Source organism: Vibrio sp. V42_P2S4T144 (assembly GCF_009904715.1).
Classification (GTDB): domain Bacteria; phylum Pseudomonadota; class Gammaproteobacteria; order Enterobacterales; family Vibrionaceae; genus Vibrio; species Vibrio alginolyticus.
In genome coordinates, this window is record NZ_WXWS01000646.1 from 1 (window position 1) to 6,947 (window position 6,947).

General features: G+C 46.1%; 5 protein-coding genes. 2 read left to right on the top strand and 3 right to left on the bottom strand.

Translation table 11 applies throughout. The features are described 5' to 3' along the window. Both CAG68_RS22500 and CAG68_RS21025 read right to left on the bottom strand, forming a co-directional pair. Window positions 1–66, bottom strand: a 66-nt coding sequence (locus tag CAG68_RS22500) for a glyceraldehyde 3-phosphate dehydrogenase NAD-binding domain-containing protein (protein ID WP_161441617.1), incomplete at its 3' end; no start/stop codon positions are given. A gap of 135 nt (window positions 67–201) precedes the next feature. Further along, window positions 202–2,160 carry a ligand-gated channel protein gene (locus CAG68_RS21025; protein ID WP_005380999.1) on the bottom strand — a complete coding sequence of 653 codons (1,959 nt, stop codon included), beginning with the start codon at window positions 2,158–2,160 and terminating at the stop codon, window positions 202–204. A gap of 140 nt (window positions 2,161–2,300) precedes the next feature. On the opposite strand from CAG68_RS21025, the gene CAG68_RS21030 reads away from it, so the two are divergent. After that, the gene (locus CAG68_RS21030) at window positions 2,301–3,194 is read left to right on the top strand and encodes a LysR family transcriptional regulator (RefSeq protein ID WP_053306784.1); all 894 of its coding nucleotides are present in this window, start codon (window positions 2,301–2,303) and stop codon (window positions 3,192–3,194) included. 91 nt (window positions 3,195–3,285) lie between these two features. Here CAG68_RS21030 and tkt read toward each other — a convergent pair whose 3' ends face one another. Further along, a complete protein-coding gene (gene tkt / locus CAG68_RS21035) occupies window positions 3,286–5,280 on the bottom strand; it encodes a transketolase (RefSeq protein WP_005381028.1) in 1,995 nt (664 codons plus the stop codon). A gap of 315 nt (window positions 5,281–5,595) precedes the next feature. Between tkt and metK the strand changes: the two genes are divergently transcribed. Beyond that, window positions 5,596–6,750, top strand: coding sequence for a methionine adenosyltransferase (metK, locus tag CAG68_RS21040; protein WP_005381027.1), 1,155 nt, complete (start codon window positions 5,596–5,598; stop codon window positions 6,748–6,750). The last annotated feature ends 197 nt before the right edge of the window (window positions 6,751–6,947 follow it).

Consider the following 6,947-nt stretch of genomic DNA (forward strand, 5'->3'; position numbering starts at 1 on the left):
TTCATACACCGCTCGCAGAACATTACGACCTATACGTCCAAATCCATTGATCGCAACCTTTAGCATTTATCCTTCGCCCTACCAAAAATTTCGTGTCACAGATACTACCTGATCAGGCAGACAAACGCACCTGTTGAATCAAAGTAAAGCAGGATTAAAAAAGGTCGAGACTATGCTCGACCTTATTACAACGATAGATAATTAAAATGCGACGTCTAAACCTAACCAGTAGCGACGACCATCTTCAATATATCCGTATTCTTCGTAACTGATTTCCTCGTCCAGCAAGTTATAGATAGCGCCTTTAATACGAGTATTGTCGGTTAACTGGTATGTCACACCGGCGTCCACAAAGGTATAAGCTGGTTCTACAATACTGTTTCTTGATGGGCCAGTAACCGGATCCATTTCTTTACCTCGGTACGTGACTTTCGCCCAGCTCTCTAGATCTGTTGTCGTTTGCCAAGTCACATCCACATTAAACAGATGCTTTGGTAACTGCTGCAGCGGCATGCCTTTGTATTCACCTGTTTTTTGCTCTGAGTCGGTAAATGTGTAGCTCGAGCTAAGGTAAATGGTTTCCGTTAACGGCGATGCTAAGGTCGCTTCAATACCTTGTGTGACGGCTTCATCCACGTTAATACGGTACGTTGGATCTGCGCCCCATTGGTTTGGACCATCAGTACAGATAGTGTCTGGACAAACAACACGTGTGATCTTGTCTTTGAATTCGTTATGGAACGCTGTCAAAGAGACATCTAAGCCAGAATCACCTTGATACAAGACGCTGATTTCTTTGTTTAGCGACGTTTCAGGGTCAAGATCTGGGTTACCGTAGATATTACCGCCACCACTGACTTGCGCCCAGCCAGGAGTAATTTCACGTAATTGTGGAGAACGGAAACCTGTTGCCACACCGCCTTTCACCGTCCAAGACGGATCAACTCGCCATACACCGTAAACACGTGGACTAAAGTGCGCGCCATAGTTTTCGTCATGATCTAGACGACCACCAAGCGTAACGCTAAACGGATCAGCGATTCTCCATTCATCTTCAATGAAAACAGCCCACTGCGTATTCGATGTTTCAGTCTTCGACGACGCTTTGTTGGAGGTGAAATCCTCAAGCTCTGCATGAGTAGCGTCCACACCCGTCGTCAACGTATGGTTTCCAATACCAGTCACCAAGCTCGATTTGAACGTGGTGTTGGTGATCGTCATCTCACGAGATTTGTTCTCGCTCTCTTCTCGCTGTAAGTAAGTATCTGAAATGCCAATCGAATCCCAATCACCGTTGTGGCTTACCGTTACGTAATTACGACGATATTCATTCAGTGAATCTTCACACCCTCCACGACACCCAGTGGTCGGCACTGAAAGGCCCACATTGCCACGACGACTTTGTGCCGACGTGCCACCTTCTAATTGTACCGAGTGGCGCTCATTAATCTGGTAAGTCAGTTTTGAAGAGATACTCTGCATATCTTTATCTTCATAACCGTATTCGATGTCATCTTCTTCTCTGGTTGTGTACTGACCATATACTTGGAGAGATAAATTTTCAGCCAACGGACCATTAACGAAAAAGTTCGCGCTCTGCTCTCCCCCTGAGCGACTATTCTCTTGTAGTACCGTGCCCAGTTGAACATTACCCGTCCACTCTAGCGCATCTTTTCGTGTGATGACGTTAATCACACCACCAATCGCATCAGAACCGTAAAGCGTCGACATTGGGCCGCGAATAACTTCGATTCGCTCAATCGCTTGAAGAGGAGGTAACCAACCTTGTTCGATACCGGGGCCGTCGCTATTTGGACGAGTTTCACGCGTGCTTTGACGTTTACCATCGACCAGTATCAAAGTGTATTTAGAACCCATACCACGGATACTAATGTCGGTGGTATCACCACCACCTGTCACGACAACACCTGGCACACTTTTTAGTGCATCAGTCACATCGCGGTAATAACGAGAGTCCAACTCCTCACGTGAAATCACACTAATACTTGCAGGCGCGTCCGCTTGAGATTGCTCGTAGCTTGATGCAGTTACAACCACTGTTTCCATTTTAGAAACTGCATCATTGGCAAAAACATGAGGGACACTGACGAAGGCTAAAATACCAGTTGCGGTAATAACTGGCAGTCTAAGAGTAGACATCTACATCTCCATAATTGATAATGATTATTATTTTCGAAGGTGAATTATTCACAAATAGAATGAGATGCATAGTGAGAGTTATGGAACGGTTCTTTCCATTTATGGAACTCGTACATAACGCAGTAAGGAGTAAAAGAAATATGCACGACTTAGCATCAATTAGAGCCTTTGATGCGCTCAATCAGCATAAAAGTTTGACAGCCGCTGCTAAAGCCCTTAATCAGCCAAAATCAACGCTAAGTCGTCGCTTGGCACAATTAGAAGAAGACTTCGGTCAGGCTCTAACCGCTAGGCAAGGTAATCGATTAGTTCTGACAAGAGCTGGAGAAATCTTTGCCCACTACAGCCGCCAGATTCTTGAGTTAAGTGAAGAGAGTTATGATGCACTCCAAGGTTTAACGAACCAAGTTTCAGGGCCACTGCATATTGTTTGTCACACTGCCTTAGTTAGAAGCTGGCTCGGCGGCGTACTCAATCGTTTTCTTGCTGATAATCCCGATGTTAGAGTTCAACTTACCAGTGACTTTTCTGAGGCGCATCATGACCCAGATTTGTTCATCTGGCTCGGTGAACGTAAAGAGCTAGACTGGCGAAAAGAAGTGCTGGGGGTATTTCGCTATACGCCTTTTGCCTCTCCAAATTATCTAAAACAACATGGGCCTATACCGCACCCCAAAGAACTTGAAGCACATCCATGGATCGATTTTGGTTCAGTGCAAGAAAATGGATTGATGCTAGCACACCCTCAACACGGTGAGTTCTTTTTAGAACCCTTTGTTAGTCGCTTATACAGCGACAACATAGCAATGCAAATAGACAGTATCGCGAATGGTCATGGTATTGGACTGCTGCCGACTTGGACAGCATACGGCTATGAGAAACATCACCCAGGGCGAATCACGCCTTGCTTAGAAGGTTGGCTTTCTGAGCCTATTTCCATTAACTGCTATACACCAGCAGGACGACCACCACTGCGCTTATCCGTACTTTTAGACTGCATTCACCAAAGCATTCCACAAGGTTGGAAAACCTGACAAAAATAAAAAGGCCATCATAATGATGGCCTTTCTAACTTTAGCGTTTAACAATCGTCGTTTACGTTCGACTGTTTAGACGGTCCTGCAATTACGCTAGCAATTCTTTAGCTGTGTTCACTACGTTTTCAGTCGTGAAGCCAAACATCTCGAATAGCTGACCAGCAGGTGCTGATTCACCGAATGTTGTCATACCGATGATGCGACCGTCGAAGCCTACGTACTTGTACCAGAAATCCGCAATGCCCGCTTCAATAGCGATACGTGCCGTTACGTCTGATGGCAGTACAGATTCACGGTAAGCGGCGTCTTGTTTGTCGAATGCATCTGTTGATGGCATTGAAACAACGCGTACTTTCTTGCCTTCTGAAGTTAGTTGCTCAGCGGCTTTCACTGCAAGCTCAACCTCAGAACCTGTTGCGATAAGGATTAGCTCAGGCTTACCTTCGCTATCTTTCAGGATGTAAGCACCTTTCGCGATGTCTGCGACTTGTTCAGCAGTACGCTCTTGTTGCGCTAGGTTTTGACGAGAGAAGATAAGTGCAGTTGGTGCATCTTTACGTTCAATCGCTAGTTTCCATGCAACTGCAGACTCAACTTGGTCACATGGGCGCCATGTGCTCATGTTTGGAGTTACACGTAGAGACGCCATTTGCTCAACAGGTTGGTGAGTTGGGCCATCTTCGCCAAGACCGATCGAATCATGCGTGTAAACTTGGATGTTCTGAATTTTCATCAGCGCAGCCATACGCATTGCGTTACGAGCGTATTCCATGAACATTAGGAATGTTGCGCCGTAAGGAACGAAACCACCGTGCAATGCGATACCGTTGATGATAGCAGTCATACCGAATTCGCGTACACCGTAGTGGATGTAGTTGCCAGAGAAGTCCTCCGTTTCTAGAGACTTAGAACCAGACCACATGGTCAGGTTAGAAGGCGCTAGGTCAGCAGAACCACCCATAAACTCAGGAAGCATTTGACCAAACGCTTCTAGTGCATTTTGCGATGCTTTACGTGATGCAATGTTCGCTGGGTTTGCTTGAAGATCGGCAATGATTTGGTTCGCTTTTTCTTCCCACTGTGCAGGAAGTTCGCCGTTTAGACGACGTTTAAGCTCTGCCGCTTCAGCAGGGTAAGCTGCAGCGTATGCTTCGAATTTTTCATTCCAAGCTGCTTCTTTCGCGGCGCCCGCTTCTTTTGCATCCCACTCAGCGTAAACATCTGCCGGGATCTCAAATGGGCCGTACTCCCAACCTAGGTATTCGCGAGCCGCTTGGATTTCATCGTGACCTAGTGGTGCACCGTGACAGTCGTGCGAACCAGACTTGTTAGGAGAACCGAAACCGATAATTGTTTTGGTACAGATAAGCGTAGGACGTGGGTCCGCTTTTGCTGCTTCAATTGCTGCGTTGATCGCGTCTGAGTCGTGACCATCGACTGCTGGGATTACATGCCAGCCGTACGCTTCAAAACGCTTAGGTGTATCGTCAGAGAACCAGCCTTCAACGTGACCGTCGATAGAAATGCCGTTGTCATCCCAGAACGCGATCAGTTTGCCTAGACCTAACGTCCCAGCAAGAGAGCATGCTTCATGCGAGATGCCTTCCATTAGACAGCCGTCACCCATGAACACATACGTAAAGTGGTCAACGATATCGTGACCTTCTTTGTTGAACTGTGCCGCTAGTGCTTTCTCTGCGATCGCCATACCAACAGCGTTAGTTATGCCTTGACCTAGAGGACCCGTTGTTGTCTCGATACCAGGCGCGTAGCCGTACTCTGGGTGACCTGGGGTTTTTGAGTGCAATTGACGGAAGTTTTTCAGATCGTCAATAGATAGCTCGTAACCGCTTAAGTGCAGTAGAGAGTAAATAAGCATTGACCCATGACCGTTTGACAGCACAAAGCGATCGCGGTCGGCCCACTCTGGGTTTGAAGGGTTATGGTTTAGGTGAGAGCGCCAAAGAACTTCAGCGATATCAGCCATACCCATTGGTGCGCCTGGGTGGCCTGAGTTAGCTTGTTGAACACCATCCATGCTTAGAGCACGAATTGCATTGGCAAGATGTTTACGAGACGACATGTCTGCTCCTGAGTACATTAAGCGAAACGAAAAGTAGGTCATAATTCTCTCAAAGCCCTGTTGGGTGTGCAAACGTTTTCCAGTCCAAAACCTCACAAATATTGCACCTTTCGCGCCAAATCGTTCGAAGTTCTTAAAATTATCAATAAATCAGGCAAACGTTTGGTTATAACAAAAACCAAAAAAGAGCTTGTAATTCGAGCAATCAAATTTAGAATAGACGTCTAGATGTAGATACACCTACAAAAATTAGTATTAATTTGCGCTGGAGAGTTTATCATTCCCCAGTTTTAAACCAGATATAGTGGAGCTAACATGGCTAAGCACCTGTTTACTTCTGAGTCAGTATCAGAAGGTCATCCAGATAAAATTGCAGACCAGATTTCTGATGCGGTTCTTGACGCGATTCTAGAGCAAGATCCAAAGGCTCGTGTTGCATGTGAGACTTACGTTAAAACCGGTATGGTAATGGTGGGTGGTGAAATCACGACTTCAGCATGGGTAGACATCGAAGAGTTAACTCGTGAAACCGTTCGTGAAATCGGCTACGTACATTCAGATATGGGCTTTGACGCAGATTCTTGTGCGGTACTAAACACAATCGGTAAACAGTCGCCAGATATCAACCAAGGTGTTGATAAAGCTGACCCTAAAGAACAAGGTGCAGGCGACCAAGGCATCATGTTTGGTTACGCTTGTAACGAAACTGAAGTACTAATGCCAGCGCCAATTACTTACTCTCACCGTCTTGTTCAAAAGCAAGCAGAAGTTCGTAAAAACGGCACACTACCTTGGTTGCGTCCTGATGCAAAATCTCAGGTAACATTCCAATACGATCAAGGTAACATCGTTGGTATCGACGCGGTTGTTCTTTCAACTCAACACTGTGATTCAATCTCAACTTCAGACCTGCGTGAAGCGGTAATGGAAGAGATCATTAAGCCAGTGCTACCTTCTGAGTGGATCAACAAAGAAACAAACTTCTTCATTAACCCAACCGGTCGCTTCGTAATCGGTGGTCCTATGGGTGACTGTGGTCTAACTGGTCGTAAGATCATCGTAGATACCTACGGCGGCGCAGCTCGTCACGGTGGCGGTGCGTTTTCTGGTAAAGATCCATCAAAAGTTGACCGTAGTGCAGCATACGCAGCACGCTACGTAGCGAAAAACATCGTAGCGGCAGGCATGGCTGACCGTTGTGAGATCCAACTTTCTTACGCAATCGGTGTTGCTGATCCAACGTCTATCATGGTGGAAACGTTCGGTACTGAGAAAGTATCTCACGACATCATCATTGAAGCGGTTCGTCAATTCTTCGACCTACGTCCATACGGTCTACAAGAAATGCTTAACCTTCTTCAACCTATCTACAAGAAGACAGCGGCTTACGGTCACTTCGGTCGTGAAGAATTCCCGTGGGAAGCAACAGACAAAGCTGCACTTCTACGCGATTTCGCTGGCATCAAATAATCAAGCCAAGCAAGAATCAATCAAGCCCTCGCCTATGGTGGGGGCTTTTTATTTTCAGCAACTTTTATCTAGTCATTTCGACTCATACCGCCCTGCCCCACAAAGCAGTCCTGTTTCTCCCTCATTTTTATACCGAATAAATTTTAAGCAATTATTTGTAAATTATCCCATCTCCGCCAATAGTTAAAATATTGTTA

Bases quoted from the DNA above. Each gene is read 5' to 3' on its own strand.
- tkt (WP_005381028.1), bottom strand. From the start codon at position 5,280: ATGTCGTCTCGTAAACATCTTGCCAATGCAATTCGTGCTCTAAGCATG.
- CAG68_RS21025 (WP_005380999.1), bottom strand. From the start codon at position 2,160: ATGTCTACTCTTAGACTGCCAGTTATTACCGCAACTGGTATTTTAGCC.
- metK (WP_005381027.1), top strand. From the start codon at position 5,596: ATGGCTAAGCACCTGTTTACTTCTGAGTCAGTATCAGAAGGTCATCCA.
- CAG68_RS21030 (WP_053306784.1), top strand. From the start codon at position 2,301: ATGCACGACTTAGCATCAATTAGAGCCTTTGATGCGCTCAATCAGCAT.